The organism is Paraburkholderia sp. 32 (assembly GCF_050435345.1).
Taxonomy (GTDB): domain Bacteria; phylum Pseudomonadota; class Gammaproteobacteria; order Burkholderiales; family Burkholderiaceae; genus Paraburkholderia; species Paraburkholderia tuberum.
Genome location: NZ_JBNDKD010000001.1, coordinates 1,518,748 through 1,542,461 on the forward strand (window position 1 = coordinate 1,518,748; position 23,714 = coordinate 1,542,461).

Here is a 23,714-nt window from a genome sequence, read left to right on the forward strand (position 1 = left end):
CCTGCGCGTCCAACACTTGACAAGGAGGCACCATGTCATCGCGACTTCTGTTCCAGTTGCACCTCGTTTTGGGCTATCTCGCCTGGCTGCTGTGCTTCGGCACCTACGTGTGGCCGAAGCTCAAGTCGATGGCTCCATTCGACGCGCAACGCGCGATCGCCACGTTGCACAGCTTCCGCTTCTTCGGGCTCGCCTTTCTGTTGCCTGGTGTCGTCAGTCCGCAACTGTCCGCGAGCTTCGCCGTGTTCGCCGCCTATGGGGATTTCGCCACGGGGGTGCTGGCGATGCTGGCGTTGCTGACGGCCCGGATACGTCCGCTTTTCTGGTCGTTCGTCGTCGCTTTCAATCTTGTTGGTATGGCCGACCTGATCATCGACTACTACCACGCAACCGCGGCCGATCTGCCCGCGCATGCAGGCGAGCTGGGCGCCTTGTACGCGATTCCGATCATCTATGTGCCGACGCTGGCGATCACGCATGTTGCCGCCTTCTATCTGATGTTGCGCCCTCGGCTGAAGCGGCGTCACGCCCGTCCTTCCGTCGGCCGTGACATCTCCCAGGCGTAGCCTGCTGCACTGGGCGCAGTTCGGCCACGTAACGAGGAATCCGATCAGCATCGAGCGACGTTTTTACGCCTTCCACCTGCGTTATGCTGTCGGTCGTCGAGTCGATGCTCGCGGCCTGAACGAAGCAGGTGCGCAAACCCGGCCTGATGCGGCCGGGTGGTACCCTTCACTGGCACTTCCGGCTTTCGTGCATGCGAGCTGATTCTCGCGCCCCTTGGTCCGACGACGCGAGCAAACGCCCGGAACGACCACTGAACTCAGCGAGGTGCCGACGTGAAATACCGCATGCTATTGCTGCCGCTCGTTCTCGCCGCCTGCGCACAGGCACCGGAAGTGACAGCGCCGGCGCCATCGGCAACCACGGCGGCCGCCAACCCGGCGTCGCCGACCGGCACCGATCTGTTGACCCGATACCACTGGCAGCTGAACAACGCGATCGATCGCAATGGCACGCACATCGATGCCCTGTTCGTCCGCCCAGACAGGCCAGTGCAGCTCGACTTCAGTCCGTACCGGATCACCGTCGTCAATAGCTGCAACAGCATGGGAGCGGGTTACACCGTCAGGAAAGGGTATTTGCAGATCGGCCCGATGGTCAGCACGATGATGGCCTGCCACGATGCCGCGCTTGCCGCACTCGACGATGCGATCTCGCAGCGTGTGCGCGGCAGCGTCAACGTGACCCTGCTCGCACGGGACAACGCGCCGAGCCTGCAACTGGTCACCGATAGCGGCGACACGCTGAGCTTTACCGGTGTGCCCACGGCCGAGATGCGCTACGGCGGCCCCGGTCAAATAGCGTTCCTTGAAGTGGCGGCGCAGTCCGTGCCGTGCAACCATCCGTTGATGCCGAACGCGCAATGTCTGCTCGTGCGCGATCGCTTCTTCGACGAGCAGGGCCTGGCGACCGGCACGCCTGGTCCGTGGCACCCGTTGAATCAGGATATCGAAGGCTATACGCACACGCCGGGCATCCGTAACGTCGTGCGCGTGAAGCGTTTCACAGTCAGGAACCCGCCTGCCGATGGGCCGTCGGTCGCTTATGTGCTCGACCTGGTCGTCGAATCGGAGAAGGTCGGGCAGTAATGCTTCTTCAAACGTGCCGCCAGGCACATTGGCGGCACGGCTCCCCACCAGCGTGACTTCACCCCTTCTGAATCAGCCGCCCCAGCGGCGCGAGCGGTCCCACCGGCAGGTATTCATACTTCATCAGCCCGTCAGCCACGAGCGGCAACGCGTTGAGTATTGCCTTGGCCTCGTCGACCGACCCGACGTTCATCAGGAAAATCGGTCCGGCCTTGTCGCGGAACCAGAACTGCTCGACCTTGCCGTCGAGATAAAGCTGGAGCGTGGCCGGCACCTCGTGGGGCATGTGCTGCTGGAGCTTGTCCGGGGTGAGGGTCGGTTGTGCGGTTGCGATGGCGAAAACTTTCATCAGTGACCTCCTGGGTCGACGTTGGTTGCGATGTACAACGGGGCTCACTGTAGCCCTCGGCCGGGAAAAGCTGTATCGTCGCAAATGACAACTTTAGGGTCATTTACGCCATGCGCACCGCCGTGCTCGCCTTGCAGGGGCTGTTCGACACCGGTCTCACCGTCATGCTCGACGCGTTCTCGCTCGCCAACCGGTTCGCGGCCGCGAAGATGGGCGGGCGGCCGCACTTCGAACTGTCGGTCGTCGGCGTGCGCAAGAAGGTTCGCTCAGGGCAGGGGCTGACCATCCCCGTGCAAGCGATCACCGCGGACCTGAAGCCGGACTGGGTGATCATTCCCGCGCTCAGTACCGGTACGCCGGAGCAGCTGGTACCCGCGCTCGAGCGGCCGGACGTGCGCGACGCCAGGGCGCAGATGCTGGCATGGCATGCACAGGGCGCGTTGATCGCCGCGTCGTGCATCGGCACGTTCCTCGTCGCGGAAACCGGACTCCTCGATCATCGCGAAGCGACCACGACCTGGTGGCTGGGTCCATTGTTCCGGCAACGCTATCCGGCCGTGTTGCTCGACGAGTCGCGCATGCTGGTGCCATCGGACGTCGGTGTGACTGCGGGCGCGGCGATGGGGCATCTCGATCTCGCGCTGTGGTTGATCCGCCGCGCGAGCCCCGAGCTGGCTACGCTCGTGTCGCGCTACCTGCTCGCCGACCTGCGCTCATCGCAGGCGCCGTACATCATCCCGAACCATCTGGCTCAGGCCGATCCGCTGATTCAGCGTTTCGAGCGATGGGCGCGCGATCATCTGAAGGAAGGGTTCTCGCTGCAGCATGCTGCGGCCGCACTGGCGACGAGCGCGCGTACGCTGCAGCGTCGTTGCCAGGACGTGCTCGGCAAATCGCCATTGGCTTACTTTCAGGACCTGCGTGTCGAGTATGCGCAGTCGCTGCTGCATGGCAGCGGCCTCGGCATCGACGCGATTGCGGCCGAGGTCGGCTATGTCGACGGTGCCACGTTGCGCACGCTGTTGCGCCAACGGCTCGGCAAAGGCGTGCGCGATCTTCGTGCGGATCTGCGTTGAAGGCTATCGCGAGCGCGGCAGCGAAGCCGATTGCAAAGTCGACTCTTACGCGCTTTCCGGATCGCAACCGACGCCTGGCTGCAATGCATGCGTGGCCCGCCGGCGGCTCGCGGCACGCCGCTTGCTATGCACCGCATTGCCGTATACCTTCGCGCCTCACATCCCCCAGCGCAGACACGGCGTGCGAGATGAAGCCGACTCGTGCGACCGCGTCTCTAAACCAAGATGGAGACAGTCATGCCCATGCAGCGCGCCGTTCCGTCATCCTTCTCTTTTGTTCCGGTCATTTCCGTCGCGTCATTGCTCGCGGTTCTATCGTTGAGCGGCTGTGGGGGCAGTGACAACATTCAGTCGACCGCCGCCGCGCCGCTTGGCTGCGCGCAGTTGACCGGCAAGAACGTGCCGGCGTCAGCAATCGGTTTGCCGACCACTGGCGCGACTGTGACTGCGGCGACCGTGATGCCCGCGTCCGGCTCGGGCGCGCAAGCGACCGGCGAGTATTGCCTCGTCAGCGGCGCGATCAGTCCCGTCGATCCCGCGGCGCCGCAAATCAAATTCCAGATCGCGATGCCGACCAACTGGAACAGCAAGATCATGATGTTCGGCGGCGGCGGCTACGACGGCACGATTCCCGCGCCGACAGGCAACGTGCCGGCCGGCCCGACCGCGCAACTGACTCCGCTTGGCCGCGGCTACGCGGTGTTCGCGAGTGACTCGGGACACGAGGCCAATGCGCTCGGCAGCGAGGACGCGTCGTTCGGCGTGAACGACGAAGCGATGCAGAACTTCAACGGCGACGCACTGAAGAAAACCCGCGACGCGGCCGTCTATCTGATCGACGCGCGCTACGCGGTGAAGGCGCCGAAGCGGGCGTATTTCGCGGGCGGCTCGTCGGGCGGACGCGAGGCGCTGGCGGTGGTGCAACGCTGGCCGCAGGATTGGGACGGCTCGATCGTGCTGTATCCGGCATGGGCGGCCGCGAGCCTCGATCTGCAGTTCGGCCGCATCACACGCGCACTGGCGGCGCCGGGTGCCTATCTCGACCAGGCGAAGCGCAAGGTGCTGCTCGACACGGTGCTCGCGAGTTGCGACGCGCTCGACGGCGTTGCCGACGGTCTGATCAGCAACGTCGCCGCGTGCAACGCGACCTTCAATCCCGCGACGGCGACGCTGAACGGCGCGCCGCTGCGTTGCGCGGGCGGCGCCGATACTGGCGACACCTGTCTGTCCGACGCGCAGATCGCGGCGCTGAACGTGTACAACACGCCGATCACGTTCGGCTACACGCTCGCGAGCGGTGAGACGCAGTATCCGGGCTTCAACGTGTACGGCGCCGATCTCGGCATCGCGAATCCTTCGGCGTTGCAGCCGACAGTGACCACGCTCGCGCTCGGCATGTCACAGCCCGCATCGCCGATGCCCACGACCGCGCCGTATCTGAGCGTGTTCTGGGACCAGTGGATCCGCTACTTCGTCACGCGCGACCCGAACTACAACTCGCTCGCCGTCGATCCGCAGAATCCGGGCAGTCTGCAGGCGCGCATCAGTCAGCTGACGGGCCTGCAGGACGTCAACAAGACGGATCTGTCGGCCTTCAATGCGAAGGGCGGCAAGATCCTGATGGCGCACGGCATGGCCGACGCGCTCGTCAGCACGCGTTCGACCGAGCAGTACTATCAGCGTCTGCAAGCGACGATGGGCGTGTCCACCGTGGCGAACTTCGTGCGCTTCTACGAGATTCCCGGCTATGGCCATGCGCTCAGCACCGTGTTCAACGCGTCGTGGGATTCGCTGACGACGCTCGAAAACTGGGTCGAAAACGGCGTGGTGCCGCCCGCGCAGATCGTCGCCGATACGGCGGGCGTGCCCGGACGCACACGGCCGCTGTGCCAATATCCGACCTTTCCGCGCTATAACGGCTCGGGCGACGTGAACGTCGCGGCGAATTTCACCTGCGCAAGCCAGTAGGCGCTGTTCAACTGACGTTGAAATGCACGCGGATGTTTTGCGTGCTTTCGACGGGCCGGCCATCGCGCAGCGCGGGAAAAAAGCGCCAGCGCCGCAACGTGTCGAGCAGCAGCTGATTGAGACGGGGGTTCGGCGTCGCGTGAATGAGCTCGACATCGACCGAGCCGTCGGCGTGGATCGTGAAGCGGGCTGTCGCGATCGTCTGATAGGCCTGCTCGCGCAAGTCGTCGGGCAGCGTCGGTAGCGGTTGCGAGATGGAGCGGGCGGCGGTGTTGGAGCTTGCCGAGGCGGCTGGAGCGGCGTCGTGCTGTGCGGACGATTGCTGCGATCCCGCGGCGGCCGTTTGTTCCGGCTGATCATCTTGCGACGGGCGTTGTGCCTGACTAGCAACCGGTGCCGACGGCGCTGCGGCAGCGGGCGTCGTCAGCGTCTGCGGCCTGGTTGGCACAGGCGGCACCGCGCGATGCGCTGAGGTACGCGATTGCGTCTGCGCGTGCCGTGGCGCCTGTTCCGCTGGAACCGCAACCGGAGTTTGCGACGGACGGGATTCAGGCGGCGCAGGCTCGTCGAGCACGACCACGCGCATATCCAGTGGAGCAGGCGGTGGGGCTGGCTGACTCGACTTCAGCAACCCGGACGAGAGCGCCGCCAGCACCAGAAGCCAGATACCCAGCGAGATCAGACAGGCGACGGCGGTACCCAGCGTTCCCACAGCGTGCCCCTCGGACAGCTCGCGGCAAGCTTTAATCACGATGCACGGCGATCAGAAAGTGTTCGGCGCCCGCACGTCGTGCCGCGAGCATGGCCTGCACGACCGCGCCGTGACCCGCGTGATCGTCGGCCGCGATGACGACGTTGCCGTCCGCGCGCAGCAGGCGCTTCACTTCAGGCTCGATCTGATCCGCGCGAACGACGTGGCGATTGACCGAGACCTCGTCGTTGCCGTTCACCGATATCGTCAGCGGCTCGCTCGTGCTGATCGGCTGCGCGCGTCCCGAAGGCAGATTGATCCGCACCGCGTCGAGACGTTGCATCGCCAGCGAGGCGAGCATGAAGGTCGCGAGCAGAAAGAACATCACGTCGATCATCGGAATGATTTCGATTCGGCCGCGCCGCGAGGCGCGCGAGCGTTTGAGTTTCATCAGCGCTCGCCTCGCGCCTCTTGTTGCAGGCGCAGCGCGCTGAGTCGCGCGTTGGCGAACAGTTCGAGTTCATCCATCAGACGCTCGAGCCGCCGTGAAAAATAGTTGAACGCGAACAGTGCGAAGACCGCGACGATGAGTCCGATCGCGGTCGCCACCAGCGACTGCGCCACCCCGCCCGTGACGCCGCCCGGATCGACGAGGCCATTGCCGCCGAACAGCTGGAATGACTTCATCATCCCGACGATCGTGCCGAGCAAGCCGAGCAGCGGCGCCGCCGTGACGATCGTCTCCAGTAGCCACAGACCGCGGCCCATGTCGCGCTCGATCTGTGACGCGATCGATTGCGCCGACGCCTCGCGCAGCCACAGCGGCGAGTCTGATTCCGACAGCCACGGCGCGGCCATGCGCCGAAACGCGTGGTGGGGGGCGAGGCGGTCGAGACGGTTGTCATCGGCTGACGACGTGGGTTGCAAAACACGCGCCGGTGCGCTTGCGAAGCGGGCAAACACATACGCCCGCTCGATGATGATGGTCAATGCGAGCACGCCGAGCACGCTGAGCGGATACATGATCCATCCGCCGGTGCGCATCGCCGCGATAAAGCCTGTCCATTCCTGCATGATGATTCTCCCTGCCGTCGATCAGAAGTACTTGGTCACGCCCGCATAAACCGCGAAATGCGGACCGTACTGCGGCGCGCCGACGCCGATGCCCGAGCCGTCACGCAACTCGTACACGCGGTTGAATGCGTTGATCACCACCAGACGCGCGTCGAACTTGCCGATCATCGGCTCGTTGAAGTGCTGGATTACGCCGAGGTTGAACTGCGCATAGACGGGCAGGCGGTCGGTGTTCGCAAAGCCGCTGCGCAGGCCGGAGCCGACGATTCCGTCGAACGTGAAGGTGGTTTGGTGGAAGTCGTATGCCGCGCCGAACGATGCGGTCACGCGCTGGTCGTGATCGAGGTACACCCAGTTGTTCGAGATGTACGCCAGTTCGTCCGCACCGAAATTGAACTGCGCGGAGTTGATGTTCTTGCCTTGCGCGCGGCTATACGCGAGGTTCAGATACGCGGAGAGATTGTCCTGTTTGTAGTTGGCGGTGAATTCGACGCCATACGTTCTGCCGTACTGGTAGTTGAACGGCGTGTAGATCAGCGCGGAACCGAACTGTCCTTCGTCGAGCAGGTCGGTCGATTTCTTGTAGTACGCGTCGAGTCCGAGCGTGACCGCAGGGCCGAGTTTCTGCGTGATGCCGAGATCGAAATAGTGGCTGCGTTCCGGCTGTACAGGATCGTTCTGCGTTACCGAACTCTGATTCGTCGTGCCGTCGAACTTCGATATCGTCGAGCCGGACACGAGTTCGAACGGCGGCGGCGTGAAGTAGCGCGCGTAGCCGGCGTGCAGCGTCGTCGACGACGTGAGCGTGTAGACGAGGCCGACGCGCGGGCTCAACTGGCTCGCGCTCGTGTACTCGTCCATGCGGTCGTAGCGCAAGCCATAGTTCAGCGTGAGCCGGTCGGTCAGCTTCCATTCGTCCTGGGCGTACAGGCTGTACAGATAGCCGGTCTTGCTGCTGCTGTCCTGGATGTTGAAGGGCACGTCGGAGAGCTGGTTGCCGTCCGCGTCGGCGGGGAACACAGACACGTTATTGTCGAATATCGCGTGTTCCTGCTGGAAGAAGACGCCCGCGCGAACCGTGTGACTGTCGTTGATGCGCCAGGTCGTATCGACCTGCACGCCGTTGGCTGTGTTGCTATGGAAGTCCTCCGATGCTACCCCGTTGAACATGAGGTCGCCGATCGGATCGGGGTTGAACTTCGTGCGCGTATAGCGCGTAAAGAAGGCGACCTGGTAATCGAGCGCGCCGCCGTTGGTGCCTTGAAGCGCGAGCGCCGCGAAATTGTTCAGCTCCGATTGCGTTTCGTTTAGTTGCGACGAATCGAACGTGCTGTGGCCGTTGAGCGCGAAGTTCGGCGTGAGCCCCGGCGTGTTCGGAATCTCGAACTGGTTGCTGGTCGCGCCGAACAACAGACTCACACGAGTGAGCGGATTGAGCAGATACGACAGATAGCCGAATGCATTGCCCTGGCGCGTGTGATCGTGAATCGCACTGGCGCTCGCCGTCGGATTCTCGATGCCGAGATTGTTCATGCCGAGCGAGCCGCTCAGGTAGTAGCTGAACGGTCCCTCGCTGCCGAACACGTCGGCGCTCGTTTTGACGGTCTGATGGCTGCCGCCGAATACGTCGATCGAGCCGCCGCTGCCCATGTCGCCCGATTTGGTGCGGATGTCGACGATACCGGCTGTGCGGTAGCCGTACTGCGCGGGCAGGGCGCCAGTGAGCAGGTTCATTTGATCGATGATGCGCGTGTCGAGCGACTGGCCGAAGCCGCTGATCGGCTCCGGAATGATGATGCCGTTGATCCGGTATTGCAAATTGGCGTGCTCGCCGCGCACGTGCAGCTGGCCGTACGAGTCGTTGGCGACGCCGGGCGCTTGCAGCAGCACCTGATTGAGCGGCGTGTTCGCGCCCGCCGGCATCGTGTCGATGTCCGCCTGCGTGAAGCGATAGACGCTGCTGCCCGTTTCGGGCAGCAAGCCGTTGCGGGCAGCGTTCAGACGTTGTGCGTTGACCTGCACGTCGAGTGTATCGCTCTTTTGCAGTTGTACGCTGACGCTTGCCGGGGCGCCGGACTGGGCGGTCGCGATGCTGCTGCCGCTTGCAAAACCGGCCGCGGTGACGACGACCGCATACGTGCCGGGCGCCACGCCGTCGATCGAGAAGTGGCCCGACGTGTCCGTGTTCGACGCGCCGATGGAGGCGCCGCTCGCGTCCTGTACCTCCACTTTCGCGTGAGCGACGGGATGGCCCGCGGGATCGGAGACCGTGCCCGTCAACATGGCGTTGCCTGGTGCACCCCATGCGTTCGAGATGGCGGTACAGAACACGATCGCCGCCTGTGCGGTCAGTGTGCGGTTTTTCATTGTTGTTGCTCGCGCTAAGGACGATGCGTTGATGAACAGAAGCGTTCGGCAAAAGCTCACCCACCTCGCCCCTGGCCGGGCAGGGGAAGGACAGGCGAACTGGAGGTTGACGACGCGCGATAGCAGGCCCGTCGATCAGGCCTACTTTTCGATGAGAACGGTAATGGCGATGACGGTCATAAGTGGTCGTTGAGCATGGACTGTCCGCTCATAGGTCGGACGGATTTTGTTGGACGTCGCAGTGGGCCGGTGTGAAAAACGGCAGGGCTGGAGCGCCAATTTTTGGTCATGTTATAACATAACAATTACAGCTGGCAAGTCGCAAGATGAAGGCCGCCGTAGCGCAACGGGTGAGCCATTTGCCCGTTGCCATTCGAAAAACTTGACACAGTGCATATGCACACATAAACTTCGCACCATGAACCGTCCTCTCTCCTACGACGAATGCAACTGCTTCGCGCTGCGCCAGGCGGCGCGGCACGTCACGCAGATGTACGAGCGCCATCTCGGCAGCGTCGGGCTGACCGCTGCGCAGTTCACGATCCTCGCCAAGCTCGCGCGCACACCGAACCTGCCCATGGCGGAGCTCGCGGACGCGATGGTGATGGAGCGCACCACGCTGGTCCGCGCGATGAAGCCGCTGCAGCGCGACGGCCTCGTGCTGGCCGAGGCGGCGGACCACGACAACCGCACGTTGCTGTTCAGCCTGACGGAAAAAGGCGAGACGACGTTCGATCAGGCCTCCGTCGCATGGCGCGCCGCACAGGACGAATTCGAAAAGAAGTTCGGCCGCGCCCGCGCAAAGACGCTGCGTACCGAGCTGTTCAGCATCACCGGTTAGATCGCGCGTAGGAACCCGCTTCGGCGGGTTTTATGACGCCGCTTAATGTGCATATGCACTAACGAGCAAAGGAAGTGCAGCGAATGGAAGCGCTTTTCGACGACGACTGCTTTGCGATCCGCCAGGCCGCGCGTCACGTATCGCAGATCTACGACCGGCATCTGTCGAATGTCGGGCTGACCATCACGCAGTTTTCGCTGCTGGGGCGCCTGAAGCGCACCGGTCCGATGACGATGAAGCAGATTGCCGAGGCCATGCGCATGCAGCGCACCACGCTGGTCCGTACGATTCAACCGCTGCGACGCGACGGGCTGGTGTCGAGCGAGGCGATGGGCGCGGATGCGCGCGCGCTGCTGATCTCGCTGACCGCCGCGGGCGAAGAGCGGCAAGACGCAGGCCGCGCTCATTGGTATGCCGCACAGGCCGAGTTCGAGCACCGCTTCGGCGAGGAGCGCGCGGCTGCACTGCGCACCGAGCTGTTTGCGATCACCCGGGATACGCTTTGACATAAACGCTGAAGATAGCGGAGGCCGGCGCACTGCGCCGTTTTTTTCAATCTGAAGAGTGCATACGCACATATCGACACCATGTCCATAACTCCTTCGACCGTCGCGCCGCCAAGCGCGGTACAACCCGCCAGACAGGCGCGGCGTATCCCGTGGATGCTGCTCGCGATCCTCTCCGTTCTCGTCGTGTTGGCGCTTGCCATTTCGTACTGGTTCTTCGTCGGCCGCTTCGTCGAGAGCACCGACGATGCGTACGTCGGCGGCGACGTCACGGTGATGGCGCCGAAGGTCAACGGCTTCGTCACCGACGTGCTCGTGCACGACAACGAGTTCGTGCACGCCAACCAGGTGCTCGTGCGTCTCGATGCCCGCGACTACGACGCGCGCCTCGCCCAGGCCAGCGCTGAAGTGGAGAGCGCGCAGGCCGCCGTCACCGAACTCGAAGCGAAGAAATCACTGCAACTCGCGGCGATCAACGAGCAGGCCGCCGAGGTCCGCGCGTCGGGCGCCGAGCTCACACGCAGCGCCGCCGATGAGACGCGCTATCGCGAGCTCGTGAAAGACGACGCGGTGTCGAACCAGGTCGTCGAGAAGGCCGACGCCGATCTGACCAAAGCCCGCGCCGCGGTCGATCGCAGCAGCGCGGCGCTGCTCGCGGCGCAACGCCAGATCGCGGTGCTCGACGCTCAGATCGGCGACGCGAAAGCGCGCATCGCGACCGCGCAGGCCGCGCAGCGCGTTGCCGCGTTGAACGTCGAGTACACGACGATCCGCTCGCCGATCGATGGCTATGTCGGCAATCGCACGGCTCGCGTTGGGCTGCTCGCCAACACGGGCGTGTCGCTGCTGACCGTCGTGCCGGCGAGCGGTTTATGGATCGACGCGAACTTCAAGGAAGATCAGCTGCGCAAAATGCATTCGGGCGACAGCGTCGACGTCGAACTCGATGCGTCGAGCACGACGCTGCACGGCGTGGTCGACAGTCTTGCACCGGCGACCGGTGCGACCTTCAGCGTCTTGCCGGCGGAAAACGCGACCGGCAACTTCACGAAGATCGTGCAGCGCGTGCCGGTGCGCGTGCGCCTCGACGTGCCGAAGGACATGCAGGGCGTGCTGCGTCCGGGCCTGTCCGCGACCGTGAAAGTGCACCTCGATGCGGGCCATCCGGCCGCGCAGGGATGAACCGATCATGGCTCACGCTTTTGACAACCCCGCCGACCAGCCGACCCGCACCAAGGTCTTCGCATTCGCGCTGATGTGCGTCGGCTTTTTCATGGCGACGCTCGATATCCAGATCGTCGCATCGTCGCTGCGCGATATCGGCGGCGGACTGTCCGCCAGTCAGGATGAACTCTCCTGGGTGCAGACCTCGTATCTGATCGCGGAGATCATCGTGATTCCGATGTCGGGGTGGCTCACGCGCGTGTTCTCGACGCGCTGGGTCTTCACCTTCTCCGCGTTCGGCTTCACGGTCACCAGCATGCTGTGCGGTCTCGCGTGGGACATCAACTCGATGATCCTGTTTCGCGGTCTGCAAGGCGCGCTCGGTGCCGCAATGATCCCGACCGTGTTCACGACCGCGTTCGTGCTGTTTCCCGGCAAGCAGCGTTTGATCGCGTCGACGACGATCGGCGCGCTTGCGTCGCTTGCGCCGACGATCGGCCCGGTGATCGGCGGCTGGATCACGTCGCAATGGTCGTGGCACTGGCTGTTCTATCTGAACCTGGTACCGGGCGTCGCCGTCACGCTGTTGGTGCCGAAGTACGTGCATATCGACAAGGTCGATCTGTCCTTGCTGAAAAAGGGCGACTACTTCGGCATCCTGCTGATGTCGGGTTTTCTCGGTTGCCTCGAGTACGTGCTCGAAGAGGGACCGCGCAAAAACTGGTTCGGCGACGACGTGATCGTGCTGTGCGCGTGGGTCGCGGCCATCTGCGGGTTTCTGTTCCTCGTGCATGCGTTCACCGCGAAGGAACCGATCGTCGATCTGCGCGCACTGGCGTTGCGCAATTTCGGTATCGGCAGTCTGCTGTCGTTCATTACCGGGATCGGCATCTTCTGCACCGTGTTTCTGACGCCGGTGTTTCTTGCGCGCGTGCGCGGCTTCGATTCGTTGCAGATTGGTCTCGCGTTGCTGTCCGTTGGCTGTTTTCAGCTGCTCGCGCTGGCCGCCTACTCGACGCTCGCGCGCTTCGTCGATATGCGCATGCTGATGGTGTTCGGACTCGCGCTGTTTGGGATCGGCTGCTATCTGTACGTGCCGTTGACGAACCAATGGGGCTGGCAGCAGTTGCTGATTCCGCAAGCGTTGCGCGGAATTGGCCAGCAATTCTGTATTCCGCCGATCGTGACGATGGCGCTGGGTGCGTTGCCGCCGTCGCGGCTGCGCTCCGCCAGCGGGCTGTTCAATCTGATGCGCAATCTCGGCGGTGCGATCGGCATCGCGGTCAGCAGCACGATGTTGAACGACCGTCTGAACCTGCACTACGAACGGCTCGACGAACATCTGAATGCGGGCCGTCCGGTCGTCGAATCGATCTTGCAGAAGCAGGCCGAGTATCTGTCGGCCGTTGGTGGTGATGTCTTGAACGCCGCGAGTGCGGGGCTCGCCGAATTGCACGCGGCATTGATGCGCGAAGCGCTGGTGCTCGCATTCTCGGACGCCTTTTTGGCGGTTGCGCTGTGCTTCGTGGTCGGCTTGCTGAGCGTGCTGTTTTCGCGCCCGTTCGGCAACAGCGCGCCCCCGCCCGATGCCCATTAGGAGACCAACATGAAACGAATCGTGATGAAGTTACTGGCGAGCGCGGCGTTCCTGACGCTCGCGGCCTGCGCGGTGCAACCCGCGACGCACGCGGATTTGCCGCATACGGTGCAGACGCTCGCGCCGGCCGCGTGGAGCGTCGACGCGCCGCAAGACAGCGTGAACACCGATGCCTGGTGGGCGCAATTCGGCGACCCGGTGATGCATCAGCTGATCGAATCGGTGTTGACCGGCAACCTCGACGTGCAGGCCGCGGCCGAACGCGTGAAGCAGTCGCAGGACCTGGTGACGCAGAATCGCGCGGCGCTGCTGCCGGAGCTGAATGCGAACGCGGGCGCATCGACCGAGCGGCAGAACACGCCGCCGCCGCTCGGCTATGTGCGCCAGGCCGGCTTCGGCCTCGCCGCGAGCTGGACGCCGGACGTGTTCGGCGGCGAACGTCTCGCGGTGCTCGCCTCGCAGGCGCAGGTGTCGGGTAGCGTTGCGGCGCTGAACCAGTTGCGGCTCGCGCTCGCCGCGAACACGGCGGCGGCGTATATCGATCTACGCTGGGCGCAGGCGCAATTGCAGATCCTCGACGACAACGAGCAGATTCGCAGCCGCGCGCTGAAGCTCACGCAGGAGCGTCTGCATTACGGCCTGTCGACGCAGCTCGACGTCGCCCGCGCGCAGAATCAGTTGCAGGACTTGCAGGCGCAGATTCCGCGTATGCAATCGGCAGTGCAGCATCAACTGAGTCTGATCGCCGTGTATTCGGGGCGTACGCCGGAAAGCCTCGATACGCTGCTGCTTTCCAACGCGCGCGAGATTCCGGTGCCTGCGCAAAGCGCGCCGCAGGTGTTGCCGTCCGACGCGTTGCTGCATCGACCCGACGTGCGCACCGCCTATGCGCTCGTCGAACAGCGTGCGGCGGAAGTGGGGGTATCGAAGGCGCAGCGCTATCCGCAGTTCAAGATCAACCTGACGAATGGGCTGCTCGCATCGTCGTACCTTGGCTTGCCGACGCTGACCGACAATCTGTTCAGCGCTGCGTTGAATGCGACGAGCCCGATCTTCAACGCCGGGCGCATCACCGCGAACATCGACGCGAGCGAGAGCCGCATGCGCGAATCGCAGCTCGGCTTGCAACAGACGATGTTGCAGGCGCTGAAGGAAGTCGAGGACAGTCGCAGCGATCTCGTCAGCGGCGCGGTGCAGGTGCAGCGCCTGGCCGGTGCGCTCGATGCGTCGAATCACGCGCTGCGTTTGTCGACCGAGCTGTATAAGGGCGGTGCGTCGAGCTTCCTCGATGTGCTCGACGCGCAGGAAGCGTATCTGCGCGACTCGGAGTCGCTCAACCAGGCCCGTCGCGAGCACGCGCTTTCGGCGATCGCGCTGTACCGGTCGCTGGGGGGCGGGTGGGGGCAGGGGGAAACGGTGGCGGCGCAGTGAAGGCAGCGACATGAAAGCGTATGGAGGGTTGAAGTCCGATCAAGCGTTTCGCAATCGTGCCTCGCACGCACCATCTGGCCGACACCACCCGCCTGCTGGCAACGCTCCCCGGAACCGATCCCCCAATCTTTGCTACATTCCTGCACAAGCACCGAATACGCGGCACCATGAAGATGCGTCCGCCAGCGACGCGCATGATCGGCAAATCGAAATCTTTCAAGAGGCTCAAGATGCGAATTCTGGTAGTAGGAGCGGGCGCGGTAGGCGGTTATTTCGGCGGACGTCTGGCCGCGGCGGGGCAGGACGTGACCTTCCTCGTACGCGCCGGTCGCGCGGAAAAGCTACGGAGCGACGGCCTCGTCATCAACAGCCCGCGCGGCAATCTCCAGTTGCCCGACGTGAAGACGATACTGGCCGGTGTCGCCGCCGAGCCGTTCGACCTCGTGCTGCTGAGCTGCAAGGCCTACAGTCTCGACGACGCGATCGATTCGTTCACGCCGTTCGTCGGCGAAGACACGCTGATCCTACCGATGCTCAACGGGCATGCGTCATATCGACGTGCTGACCGCGAGCTTCGGCAAGGAGCGCGTGCTCGGCGGTCAGTGCGTGATCGCCGCGACGCTCGATGCCGAGCAGCACATCGTGCATCTGAACGACATGCACGCGATCACGTTCGGCGAACTCGTGGGCGGCACCTCGGAGCGCACCGAGGCGCTTGCCGATGCAATGTCCGGCGCGAACTTCGACGTCGCAATCAGCGACAACATCCTGCTGCGCATGTGGGAAAAATGGGTGTTCCTCGCCACCTTGGCCGCGAGTACGTGCTTGATGCGCGGTTCGGTCGGCGATATCCTGGCTGCGCCGGACGGCAAGCGCGTGATTGAGAATCTGCTCGGCGAATGCCGCGCGGCGGCCGAGCACAACGGCTTCACGATGGCCGCGGACTTCGAGGTACGCGCCACCCAGGTGCTGCTGACGCCGTCGCCGCTGACCGCGTCGATGCTGCGCGACGTCGAAAACCGCTCGCACACCGAGGCGGATCATATCCTCGGCGACCTGATCTCGCGCGGCGGCGACGCGCAAAAGGGCGAACACGGCGTGTCGCTGCTGCGCATCGCCTATAGTCATCTGAAGACGTACGAAGCTCGCCAGACCCGCACTTCCTGACGGCTCGCCGCGGCCGACGCGAACGCGGATCGGGCGGATGGCGCGACGGGCGAGCGCCGCCGCAACCTGACGATCGGAGGTCAAGCATGCCGGCTCCAACTGGATCGGTGCCCGCGCTCAGCGCCGCTTCCGCGACCGTGTTCTCGATCGGCATCGTGTTTCTCGGCTACTGGGGTATGTATGAGCCGACTGCCTGGCACAAGGCCGACGTCGTGGTCTTTGTGCTCGCGCTGGCCGGCTTCGCGTGCCTGGGCCTCGTGCCATGGATGGCGACGAGTCCCGTCGAGCCGGAGAACAGCGACTCACGCGTGCGTATCGCGCGGCATCTGTTTCTCGCGGGCGTGACCGCGATCTGGCTCGCGGTGGCGGTCTCCGTGATCTTCTGAAGCTCCGCGAAGACGCGCCGCTGCTTGCTCCGGCATCTTCCTGAACGAGACCGCAATGCGGTTCCAGCCGTTGATCGCAACGATCAGCAGCGTCAGGTCGCTGATTTCCTGCTCGCTGAAATGCGGCTTCACCGCGTCCCATACCGTATCCGCACGCGCGTTTGCGCGACCAGCGTCACCGCCTCCGTCCATTCGAGCGCCGCGCGTTCGCGCGTCGGGCGTCCGTGGCGGTAAGCTTGCGTTCGCCACTGGTCGGTCGAAATAACCATTTCACCGTTATTTGAGGTAACCACCCGAATGGACATTCACATCGCGGTCGAAGGCCATCACGATCTGTCCGGACAGATTTATCGGCAGTTGCGCGCGGGCATTCTCGAAGGGCGCCTTGCCGGCGGCACGCGTCTGCCGTCCACGCGCGATCTCGCGACGCAACTCGGTGTGTCGCGCAAGACCACGCTCGACGTATTCGAGCGGCTGCTGTCAGAAGGTTATCTGAGCGCCCGCGCCGGTTCGGGCACCTTCGTCGCCGACGGACTCGAACGGTTGCCGGCCGAGCGTTCCGCCCACGCGCGCGCGGCGGCTCGTTCGCGCGCGCGGGCCGCCGCGCAAGCGAAGGCCGCCGCGCGCGCGCAGCCGCTGTGGGAGCAGATGCCCGACAGTCTGCCGTTGCCGCGGCCGTCGGTGCCGTCGCCGCTCGACTTTATCGGCGGCGCGACCGACAAGACGCTGTTTCCCTTCGACGTCTGGCGCCGCTGCGTGAATCATGCGCTACGCGGCCAGGCGCGCAGCCCCGGCACCTATCGCGACGCCGCAGGGGAGCAGCAGCTGCGGCTCGCGATCTCGCGCTACCTCGCTTTCAACCGTGCGGTGTCGAGCAACTGGGAAGACGTGATCGTCACGCAGGGCGCGCAGCACGCGCTCGATCTGATGGCGCGCATCACGCTGCGGCCCGGTGAAATCGCGGCCATCGAAGACCCCGGCTACCCGCCCGCTCATGCATGCTTCAAGGTGACCGGCGCGCGCGTGGTGCCGGTACCGGTCGATCGCGAAGGCCTGATCGTCGGCAAACTGCCGGACAAGGCACGGCTCGTCTACGTGACGCCTTCGCATCAGTTTCCGCTTGGTATGCCGATGAGCCTCGAGCGTCGCGTCGAACTGCTCGAATGGGCGCAAAAGCGCGGCGCGGTCATCATCGAGGACGACTACGACTGCGAGTACCGTTTCGAAGGCCGGCCGATGGAGCCGCTGAAGAGCCTCGATCGCGCCGGCCTCGTCGCCTACGTCGGCACGTTTTCGAAGACGATCTTCCCCGAGCTGCGCATCGGCTACCTGGTGCCGCCCGCGTCGTTGCACGGCCCGCTGCTGAAGGCGCGGCAGATCGCCGATTGTCACGGCTGCACGCTGACGCAAACGGCGCTCGCGTCGTTCATGCTCAATGGCGACTTCGCGCGCCATCTGCGGCGCATGCACAAGGCTTACGCGGCCCGCCGCGCGATGCTGCTCGAGCATCTGCAAGGCGGTCTCGCGCGCTGGTTCGAGCCGATCGTGCCGACCGCCGGCATCCATCTGGCGGCGCGGCTCAAGGGGCCGTTGGCGTCGCTCGGCGAAGAGGTGCTCGTTGCCGCCGCGCGTGAAGCGTCGATCGGCCTCTATGGACTCGCGCCATTTCACCATCGCGTGACACCACAGCCTGGGTTGATCTTCGGCTATGGCAGCATCGCGGCCGAACATATCGACACGGCGCTGACGACGCTCGCCGACATCCTGCAGCGCATCGCACGCTGAAACGGAGCTCGCCGCAAGCGAGGCGCAGGCATCGTCGAAACGTTGGGGGTGCGTTGCTTGACGCGTCAAACGAAGAAAATGCCCTGTTTCAAGGGGCGAAAACACCGGCTCGCCTCGACGCAACCGCCTCGAAACCACGGCCGAAACGAACTGTAACGAGCGTTACTCCTGCATGTCAAAGAGCTCGCCGCGCACGTTTTAGGCGCTAAAACAGGTACTAAAACGTGTTGCGCCGTCGGCGCCGCGCAAAAAACTTCGTCGCAATACATAAAAGAGTCGCGCAAATCGCTTTAGCGCTTGTAGAATCCGGCGTTGAAGCGTGCACATACGGTGTGCGCTTCGAGCAATTCACTGACCACAACAGGTAGGAGAAACATGCCGACTTCCGCAAAAAAGGTGGCCAAGAAGGCTGCTGCCCCGGTACCGACCAAGAAGGTTGCTGCAAAGAAAGTTCCTGCGAAGAAAGCCGTCGCAGCCAAGAAGGTCGCCGTGAAGGCGTCTGGCGCACCGTCGCCGATCAAGGACACCTTCACGAAGGCCTCGTTGGCAGCTCACATCGCTGAACGCGCTGCAGTGGAACCGAAGACCGCCAAGGCCGTGTTGGCCGCGCTCGAAGACACGATCCTCGGCACGGTGCACAAGAAGGGCGCTGGCGAATTCACGCTGTCGGGTCTGCTGAAGATCGTCGTGCAGGCTGTGCCGGCGAAGAAGAAGCGCTTCGGCAAGGACCCGTTCACGGGTGAAGAGCGCTGGTTCCCGGCCAAGCCGGCCAGCGTGCGCATCAAGACACGCGCGCTGAAGAAGCTGAAGGACGCAGCGGCAGCCTGAACGCGTTGCTCGCACGACTCAGGCGTCGGCATGGCGCTGTTGTGTTTAACCATGCCTGACGTTTGAGTGCGTGAAAAAGCGCCTGCATGCAGGTGATCGAAGTCCCCGTGGATGAAGATTCACGGGGACTTTTTTTATGCGCTCGCTTCGTAGTGCGCGTCGAGTCCATTGGCGAAACGGCAAGCGCGCCTCTCATAGTGTGCTCCCTGATGGCGCACACGCACCTGACTGGCGCATCATGAGCCACGACAGTACGATCGAGGCAATCCGACGCCCTGCGGATGCGCCATTAGCGGGCACGTCAACGCGCTCTATCCCGACACATTCAATGGCATAACGCTTGCTTGATCGAAGGTCGAATACCGAATGCGCAGCGCATTCGCCTTCTATTTGACAACAAGACTGGGGCTGACATGCGATGCTTTGACGAGATGCGCCATCACGCCGATGGCGTACGGCCGCATTACGCGCGCTTTGAGCGATGGTTGGACAGTCAGGGCGATGAAGCGATCGCACGCAAGCGCGCGGAAGCGGACCTGCTGTTCCGGCGCGTCGGCATCACGTTCGCGGTAAACGGCGACCTGTCAGGCACCGAGCGGCTGATTCCCTTCGATCTGATTCCGCGCATCATCCCGCGCGGCGAATGGCAGACGCTCGAAGCGGGTTTGCGACAGCGCGTGCAGGCTCTCAATCTGTTTATCCACGACGTCTATCACGATCGCAACATCGTGCGCGCGGGCATCGTGCCGGCCGACCAGGTCTATACCAACGCACAGTATCGTCCCGAGATGCAGGGCGTCGACGTGCCGCTCGGTGTTTACGCGCATATCGCGGGCGTCGACGTGGTGCGCGCCGGCGATGAAGGCGAATTCTAGCGTACTCGAAGACAATCTGCGTGTGCCGTCGGGCGTGTCGTACATGCTCGAAAACCGCAAGATGATGATGCGGCTCTTCCCCGAGCTGTTCGTGCAGAACCGCATCGCGCCGGTCGCGCATTATCCCGACCTGCTGCTCGATACGCTGCGCTCGGTCGCGCCCGCGGGCGTCGACGATCCGGTCGTCGTCGTGCTGACGCCGGGCATGTACAACTCCGCGTATTTCGAGCATACGTTCCTCGCGCAGCAGATGGGCGTCGAGCTCGTCGAAGGCAAGGATCTGTTCGTCGACGACAACTACGTGTTCATGCGCACCACGCAAGGACCGAAGCGCGTCGACGTGATCTACCGGCGCGTCGACGACGATTTTCTCGATCCGCTCGCGTTTCGCCCCGACTCCGCGCTCGGCGTACCGGGTCTGCTCACCGCCTATCGCGCCGGCCGCGTCGCGCTCGCGAACGCGATGGGCACCGGCATCGCCGACGACAAATCGATCTACCCGTACGTGCCCGACATGATCGCGTTTTATCTTGGCGAAAAGCCGATTCTGAACAACGTACCGACCTATCAGTGCCGTAAGCCCGAGGATCTCGCCTATACGCTCGCGCATCTGCCGGAGCTGGTGGTCAAGGAAGTGCACGGCGCGGGCGGCTACGGGATGCTGGTCGGCCCCGCCTCGACGAAGGCCGAAATCGAGGCCTTCCGCGAGCGGCTGATCGCGCGTCCGGCCGGTTATATCGCACAGCCCACGCTGGCGCTGTCCGCGTGTCCGACTTTCGTCGAAGCGGGCATCGCGCCGCGCCATATCGACCTGCGGCCGTTCGTGCTGTCGGGCAAGACCACCACGATGGTGGCGGGCGGCCTCACGCGGGTCGCGTTGCAGGAGGGCTCGCTCGTCGTCAATTCATCGCAGGGAGGCGGGACCAAGGACACCTGGATGGTCGACTGACGCGGTTGCCGCCGCGCTTTTCGCCTCGCTTCTCGCCTCGCTCGCAACAGAGCAGAGCCGGGCGTGACACTCGCAACCTGATGCGCGCTGGCGCTCAACGGATAACCAGCGCGGACCTTCGTCGCTGACGAAGGCCTCGCGCGTTCAGATCACAGACATGGAACGTCGTCATGCTTAGCCGAACCGCCGATCACCTCTTCTGGATGGCCCGCTATATGGAGCGTGCGGAGAACACCGCCCGCATGCTCGACATCAACCTGAAGGCGCAACTGCTGCCGCAGACGGCCGAACAGGAGGCTCGCGCGCAGCGCTCGGTGCTGCGCATCTCCGAGCTCGAAAGCGCCTTCGCGCAGCGCTACGACGAACCGACGCGCGAGCACATGCTCGACTTCATGATCGCCGACGCAAGTAATCCGTCGAGCATTCATTCGTGCCTGCAGGCCGCGCGTGAAAACGCTCGCGCGGTGCGCGGCACGCTGACGACCGAGTGGTGGGAAACCATCAACGACACGTGGCTCGAATTCAACGAGCGGCTCGCGAGCGGGCAGGCCGCGAGCAATCCGGGCTCGTTGTTCGAGTGGGTCAAGTTCCGCTCGCATCTGTCGCGCGGCGTGACGATCGGCACCGCGCTGCAGGACGACGCGTTCTTCTTCACGCAGCTAGGCACGTATCTGGAGCGCGCCGACAACACCGCGCGGATTCTCGATGTGCGTTTCGCGAACGTCGAGCCGAATTCACGCGACGCGGCGCGTCAGCTCGAGGACTTCTATTACTGGACCTCGATCCTGAGTTCGGTGTCGGCGCTCGAGATCTACCGCAGGGTATATCGCGACGTCGTGACGCCCGCGCGCGTAGTCGAGCTGATGATCCTCAATCAGCAGATGCCGCGCTCGCTGCTCGCCTCGCTCGACGGCGTGTGCAGCAATCTCGCGATGCTGCGCACATCGGGCTCGAACCAGTGCGAGCGCTTCGCCGGCAAGCTGCGCGCCGAGCTGTTGTATGCCGACATCCGGCAGATTTTCGAAAGCGGTCTGCACGCCTATCTGACGCAGTTCCTCGCTCGCGTGTTCGATCTGGGCAATCTGGTGGCGCGTACTTATCTGATGCTGCCAGTGGCCTGACGGAGTTTTCTCATGTACCTGACGATCCGCCACGACACCTCTTACCGCTACGAAGCGACGGTTCACTATTCGATCCAGCAGTTGCGCCTGACGCCCGCGAGCGGCGCCGGACAGACCGTGCGGCGCTGGAACATCGACGCGCCGGGCAAGCTCGACGCGACGCTCGACGCCTACGGCAACGTGCTGCACACGCTCGTCATGAACAAGCCGCACGACGAGATTCATCTGCGCGTGTCGGGCGAGGTGGACACGATGCCGCTCGTCGACGGCGTGCTGGGTGATCCGCCCGGCCCGATTCCGCTCGAACATTTCACCTGCGCGACGCGTCTGACCGAAGCCGACGGCGCGATCCGCGAACTGGCCGAGTCGGTGGCGAATCTGGCGAGCCCGGCAAGCCTGCTCACGCTGTCCGAGCAGATCGTGCAGCGCGTGCAGTACCGGCCCGGCGTGACCGAGGTTACGAGCACGGCCGCCGAGGCGCTCGCGCTCGGCAACGGCGTGTGTCAGGACCATGCGCATCTGATGCTCGCGTGCTGCCGCGCGCGCGGCGTGCCGGCGCGCTATGTGAGCGGATATATCGAACCCGGCGACGTGCCGCATGGCGCGAGTCACGCGTGGGTCGACGTATGGCTCGAAGGCAAAGGGTGGATTTCGATCGACGTCACGCATGCCGGGTTTGCCAGCGAGATCTACTGCCGGCTCGCGGTCGCCCGTGACTATGAGGCCGCGGCACCGGTGCGCGGCCGACGCATCGGCGGACTCGAAGAGGAGCTTCACGTGGCGGTGGCGGTCAGCGCGCAGATGTCGCAGTAGCCGCATTGCAACGCCAACGCGCGCGACCGCATTTAACATTCCTGCCACGTGTTCGGAATCAGCTGCCAAAAGGCTGCAAAAAAGGCTGCAAAAAAGGGCCGTAAACACGGATAAAAGGCGCCTGTGCGCCGCATTACAATAGCCCCGTTCCTTTGCCTTCCGCGGATTCCTTATGACTTACTGCGTAGCGATGGCCGTCAACGACGGCCTCGTATTTTTGTCCGACACGCGTACCAATGCGGGCGTCGATCACATCAGTACTGCGCGCAAGATGTCGGTGTTCGAGCAACCCGGCGAACGCATGCTGGTGCTGCTCGGCGCCGGCAATCTGTCGATCACGCAAGCGGTGCTGCACGAGCTGTCCGAGCCCGCCGATGCCGGCGAGCCCACGCTGTGGAGCGTGCCGACCATGGCGGACGCCGCGCGCGTGGTCGGCAGCGCGGTGCGTCGCGTGCATGAGCGCGAGGCCGAGGCGATGCAGAAGTTCGGTGTCGACTTCAATTGCAGCTTCATTCTCGGCGGCCAGATCGCGGGCAACCGGATGCGCCTTTTCATGATCTACGCGGCGGGCAATTTCATCGAGGCGTCGGCCGTGAATCCGTATTTCCAGATCGGCGAGGCGAAGTATGGCAAGCCGATCATCGATCGGGTGCTGACGCCGTCCACACCGCTCGACGAGGCCGCGAAGTCCGCGCTGATCTCGATGGACTCGACGCTGCGCTCGAACCTGTCAGTGGGCTTGCCGCTCGATCTGCTCGTGTACGAGAAGGATGCGCTGCGGGTCACGCGGTTCGTGTCGATCGATCGCGACAACGCGTACTTCGACATGCTTCACCGCACGTGGGGCGAGCGTCTGCGCCAGGTGTTCGCCGAGATTCCCGATCCGGACTGGCAGCAGTCGCTGGATGCGCCGTCGCTGCAGTCGGAGCGGGCGCTGGTGCTATATCGCGCGCCGGTCGGCGCCGATGGCGTCGAGCATGAGCACGATGTGTCGCCCGCGCAGATTCTCGCGCAGGCCGACAAGGGCAAGGCGCAGCGGCGCTAGCTGCGTTGGGTTCGGAGCGCGGCTCAGGC

Annotated in this window: 20 protein-coding genes and 3 pseudogenes; 17 read left to right on the forward strand and 6 right to left on the reverse strand. The window is 64.1% G+C overall.

Annotated features, from left to right (window positions below; genetic code table 11):
• Positions 1 to 32: 32 nt before the first annotated feature.
• Complete coding sequence (locus OKW26_RS07220; protein ID WP_090807165.1) at positions 33 to 566, forward strand: hypothetical protein; 534 nt, start codon at positions 33 to 35, stop codon at positions 564 to 566.
• 273 nt (positions 567 to 839) lie between these two features.
• On the forward strand, positions 840 to 1,652 hold the full coding sequence (locus tag OKW26_RS07225) for a DUF4377 domain-containing protein (protein WP_429353111.1): 813 nt from the start codon (positions 840 to 842) through the stop codon (positions 1,650 to 1,652).
• A 58-nt stretch (positions 1,653 to 1,710) separates the two neighbouring features.
• On the opposite strand, the gene OKW26_RS07230 is transcribed toward OKW26_RS07225, so the two are convergent.
• Positions 1,711 to 2,001 carry a hypothetical protein gene (locus OKW26_RS07230; RefSeq protein ID WP_184025141.1) on the reverse strand — a complete coding sequence of 97 codons (291 nt, stop codon included), beginning with the start codon at positions 1,999 to 2,001 and terminating at the stop codon, positions 1,711 to 1,713.
• Positions 2,002 to 2,111: 110 nt separating this feature from the next.
• Here OKW26_RS07230 and OKW26_RS07235 point away from each other — a divergent pair, with 110 nt between their 5' ends.
• Both OKW26_RS07235 and OKW26_RS07240 read left to right on the forward strand, forming a co-directional pair.
• The gene (locus OKW26_RS07235; protein ID WP_429353112.1) at positions 2,112 to 3,077 is read left to right on the forward strand and encodes a GlxA family transcriptional regulator; all 966 of its coding nucleotides are present in this window, start codon (positions 2,112 to 2,114) and stop codon (positions 3,075 to 3,077) included.
• A 243-nt stretch (positions 3,078 to 3,320) separates the two neighbouring features.
• A complete protein-coding gene (locus tag OKW26_RS07240; RefSeq protein WP_429354190.1) occupies positions 3,321 to 5,045 on the forward strand; it encodes a tannase/feruloyl esterase family alpha/beta hydrolase in 1,725 nt (574 codons plus the stop codon).
• Between the two features lie 7 nt (positions 5,046 to 5,052).
• On the opposite strand, the gene OKW26_RS07245 is transcribed toward OKW26_RS07240, so the two are convergent.
• From OKW26_RS07245 to OKW26_RS07260, 4 genes are read right to left on the reverse strand one after another with little or no spacing between them, the layout of a single operon-like run.
• Positions 5,053 to 5,757 carry an energy transducer TonB gene (locus tag OKW26_RS07245; RefSeq protein ID WP_429353113.1) on the reverse strand — a complete coding sequence of 235 codons (705 nt, stop codon included), beginning with the start codon at positions 5,755 to 5,757 and terminating at the stop codon, positions 5,053 to 5,055.
• A 31-nt stretch (positions 5,758 to 5,788) separates the two neighbouring features.
• Entirely contained in the window at positions 5,789 to 6,187 is a 399-nt protein-coding gene (locus OKW26_RS07250) for an ExbD/TolR family protein (protein ID WP_184007118.1), read from the reverse strand.
• Positions 6,187 to 6,810 (reverse strand): MotA/TolQ/ExbB proton channel family protein, encoded by a 624-nt coding sequence (locus OKW26_RS07255; RefSeq protein ID WP_090807159.1) that lies wholly within the window; start codon positions 6,808 to 6,810, stop codon positions 6,187 to 6,189. Before OKW26_RS07255 ends, OKW26_RS07250 begins: the two co-directional genes overlap by 1 nt.
• Positions 6,811 to 6,831: 21 nt before the next feature.
• Positions 6,832 to 9,177: a TonB-dependent receptor gene (locus OKW26_RS07260; RefSeq protein ID WP_184063506.1), complete on the reverse strand. Its 2,346-nt coding sequence runs from the start codon at positions 9,175 to 9,177 to the stop codon at positions 6,832 to 6,834.
• Positions 9,178 to 9,595: 418 nt separating this feature from the next.
• Here OKW26_RS07260 and OKW26_RS07265 point away from each other — a divergent pair, with 418 nt between their 5' ends.
• The 7 genes and pseudogenes from OKW26_RS07265 to OKW26_RS07295 all read left to right on the forward strand — a co-directional run bounded on the left by OKW26_RS07265 (position 9,596) and on the right by OKW26_RS07295 (position 16,269).
• Positions 9,596 to 10,018 carry a MarR family winged helix-turn-helix transcriptional regulator gene (locus tag OKW26_RS07265; RefSeq protein WP_090807156.1) on the forward strand — a complete coding sequence of 141 codons (423 nt, stop codon included), beginning with the start codon at positions 9,596 to 9,598 and terminating at the stop codon, positions 10,016 to 10,018.
• 83 nt (positions 10,019 to 10,101) lie between these two features.
• On the forward strand, positions 10,102 to 10,524 hold the full coding sequence (locus OKW26_RS07270; protein ID WP_184025155.1) for a MarR family winged helix-turn-helix transcriptional regulator: 423 nt from the start codon (positions 10,102 to 10,104) through the stop codon (positions 10,522 to 10,524).
• An 81-nt stretch (positions 10,525 to 10,605) separates the two neighbouring features.
• Complete coding sequence (locus tag OKW26_RS07275) at positions 10,606 to 11,706, forward strand: HlyD family secretion protein (protein ID WP_429353114.1); 1,101 nt, start codon at positions 10,606 to 10,608, stop codon at positions 11,704 to 11,706.
• Between the two features lie 7 nt (positions 11,707 to 11,713).
• Entirely contained in the window at positions 11,714 to 13,285 is a 1,572-nt protein-coding gene (locus OKW26_RS07280; RefSeq protein ID WP_429353115.1) for a DHA2 family efflux MFS transporter permease subunit, read from the forward strand.
• Between the two features lie 9 nt (positions 13,286 to 13,294).
• Positions 13,295 to 14,716 (forward strand): efflux transporter outer membrane subunit, encoded by a 1,422-nt coding sequence (locus OKW26_RS07285; RefSeq protein WP_429353116.1) that lies wholly within the window; start codon positions 13,295 to 13,297, stop codon positions 14,714 to 14,716.
• A 230-nt stretch (positions 14,717 to 14,946) separates the two neighbouring features.
• A pseudogene (gene panE, locus OKW26_RS07290) lies at positions 14,947 to 15,883 on the forward strand (2-dehydropantoate 2-reductase).
• Positions 15,884 to 15,969: 86 nt separating this feature from the next.
• The gene (locus tag OKW26_RS07295) at positions 15,970 to 16,269 is read left to right on the forward strand and encodes a hypothetical protein (RefSeq protein WP_184063128.1); all 300 of its coding nucleotides are present in this window, start codon (positions 15,970 to 15,972) and stop codon (positions 16,267 to 16,269) included.
• 27 nt (positions 16,270 to 16,296) lie between these two features.
• Here the strand turns inward: OKW26_RS07295 and OKW26_RS07300 are convergent.
• Positions 16,297 to 16,481 (reverse strand): annotated as a pseudogene (locus tag OKW26_RS07300) (carboxymuconolactone decarboxylase family protein); the annotation flags it as partial.
• 85 nt (positions 16,482 to 16,566) lie between these two features.
• Here OKW26_RS07300 and OKW26_RS07305 point away from each other — a divergent pair.
• The 6 genes and pseudogenes from OKW26_RS07305 (at position 16,567) to OKW26_RS07330 (ending at position 23,685) form a co-directional block, all read left to right on the forward strand.
• A complete protein-coding gene (locus OKW26_RS07305) occupies positions 16,567 to 18,054 on the forward strand; it encodes a PLP-dependent aminotransferase family protein (protein WP_429353117.1) in 1,488 nt (495 codons plus the stop codon).
• Positions 18,055 to 18,429: 375 nt separating this feature from the next.
• The gene (locus OKW26_RS07310; RefSeq protein WP_090807144.1) at positions 18,430 to 18,882 is read left to right on the forward strand and encodes an HU family DNA-binding protein; all 453 of its coding nucleotides are present in this window, start codon (positions 18,430 to 18,432) and stop codon (positions 18,880 to 18,882) included.
• 413 nt (positions 18,883 to 19,295) lie between these two features.
• Positions 19,296 to 20,706: pseudogene (locus tag OKW26_RS07315) on the forward strand (circularly permuted type 2 ATP-grasp protein).
• A 170-nt stretch (positions 20,707 to 20,876) separates the two neighbouring features.
• Positions 20,877 to 21,827, forward strand: a complete 951-nt coding sequence (locus OKW26_RS07320) for an alpha-E domain-containing protein (protein WP_187619543.1) — start codon at positions 20,877 to 20,879, stop codon at positions 21,825 to 21,827.
• 12 nt (positions 21,828 to 21,839) lie between these two features.
• Positions 21,840 to 22,640 carry a transglutaminase family protein gene (locus tag OKW26_RS07325; protein WP_090807138.1) on the forward strand — a complete coding sequence of 267 codons (801 nt, stop codon included), beginning with the start codon at positions 21,840 to 21,842 and terminating at the stop codon, positions 22,638 to 22,640.
• A 172-nt stretch (positions 22,641 to 22,812) separates the two neighbouring features.
• Entirely contained in the window at positions 22,813 to 23,685 is an 873-nt protein-coding gene (locus OKW26_RS07330; RefSeq protein ID WP_184063530.1) for a proteasome-type protease, read from the forward strand.
• The last annotated feature ends 29 nt before the right edge of the window (positions 23,686 to 23,714 follow it).

Bases quoted from the DNA above. Each gene is read 5' to 3' on its own strand.
- OKW26_RS07260 (WP_184063506.1), bottom strand. From the start codon at position 9,177: ATGAAAAACCGCACACTGACCGCACAGGCGGCGATCGTGTTCTGTACC.
- OKW26_RS07235 (WP_429353112.1), top strand. From the start codon at position 2,112: ATGCGCACCGCCGTGCTCGCCTTGCAGGGGCTGTTCGACACCGGTCTC.
- OKW26_RS07320 (WP_187619543.1), top strand. From the start codon at position 20,877: ATGCTTAGCCGAACCGCCGATCACCTCTTCTGGATGGCCCGCTATATG.
- OKW26_RS07250 (WP_184007118.1), bottom strand. From the start codon at position 6,187: ATGAAACTCAAACGCTCGCGCGCCTCGCGGCGCGGCCGAATCGAAATC.
- OKW26_RS07240 (WP_429354190.1), top strand. From the start codon at position 3,321: ATGCAGCGCGCCGTTCCGTCATCCTTCTCTTTTGTTCCGGTCATTTCC.
- OKW26_RS07265 (WP_090807156.1), top strand. From the start codon at position 9,596: ATGAACCGTCCTCTCTCCTACGACGAATGCAACTGCTTCGCGCTGCGC.
- OKW26_RS07285 (WP_429353116.1), top strand. From the start codon at position 13,295: ATGAAACGAATCGTGATGAAGTTACTGGCGAGCGCGGCGTTCCTGACG.
- OKW26_RS07280 (WP_429353115.1), top strand. From the start codon at position 11,714: ATGGCTCACGCTTTTGACAACCCCGCCGACCAGCCGACCCGCACCAAG.
- OKW26_RS07325 (WP_090807138.1), top strand. From the start codon at position 21,840: ATGTACCTGACGATCCGCCACGACACCTCTTACCGCTACGAAGCGACG.
- OKW26_RS07230 (WP_184025141.1), bottom strand. From the start codon at position 2,001: ATGAAAGTTTTCGCCATCGCAACCGCACAACCGACCCTCACCCCGGAC.
- OKW26_RS07275 (WP_429353114.1), top strand. From the start codon at position 10,606: ATGTCCATAACTCCTTCGACCGTCGCGCCGCCAAGCGCGGTACAACCC.
- OKW26_RS07220 (WP_090807165.1), top strand. From the start codon at position 33: ATGTCATCGCGACTTCTGTTCCAGTTGCACCTCGTTTTGGGCTATCTC.
- OKW26_RS07270 (WP_184025155.1), top strand. From the start codon at position 10,102: ATGGAAGCGCTTTTCGACGACGACTGCTTTGCGATCCGCCAGGCCGCG.
- OKW26_RS07310 (WP_090807144.1), top strand. From the start codon at position 18,430: ATGCCGACTTCCGCAAAAAAGGTGGCCAAGAAGGCTGCTGCCCCGGTA.
- OKW26_RS07305 (WP_429353117.1), top strand. From the start codon at position 16,567: ATGGACATTCACATCGCGGTCGAAGGCCATCACGATCTGTCCGGACAG.
- OKW26_RS07255 (WP_090807159.1), bottom strand. From the start codon at position 6,810: ATGCAGGAATGGACAGGCTTTATCGCGGCGATGCGCACCGGCGGATGG.
- OKW26_RS07295 (WP_184063128.1), top strand. From the start codon at position 15,970: ATGCCGGCTCCAACTGGATCGGTGCCCGCGCTCAGCGCCGCTTCCGCG.
- OKW26_RS07330 (WP_184063530.1), top strand. From the start codon at position 22,813: ATGACTTACTGCGTAGCGATGGCCGTCAACGACGGCCTCGTATTTTTG.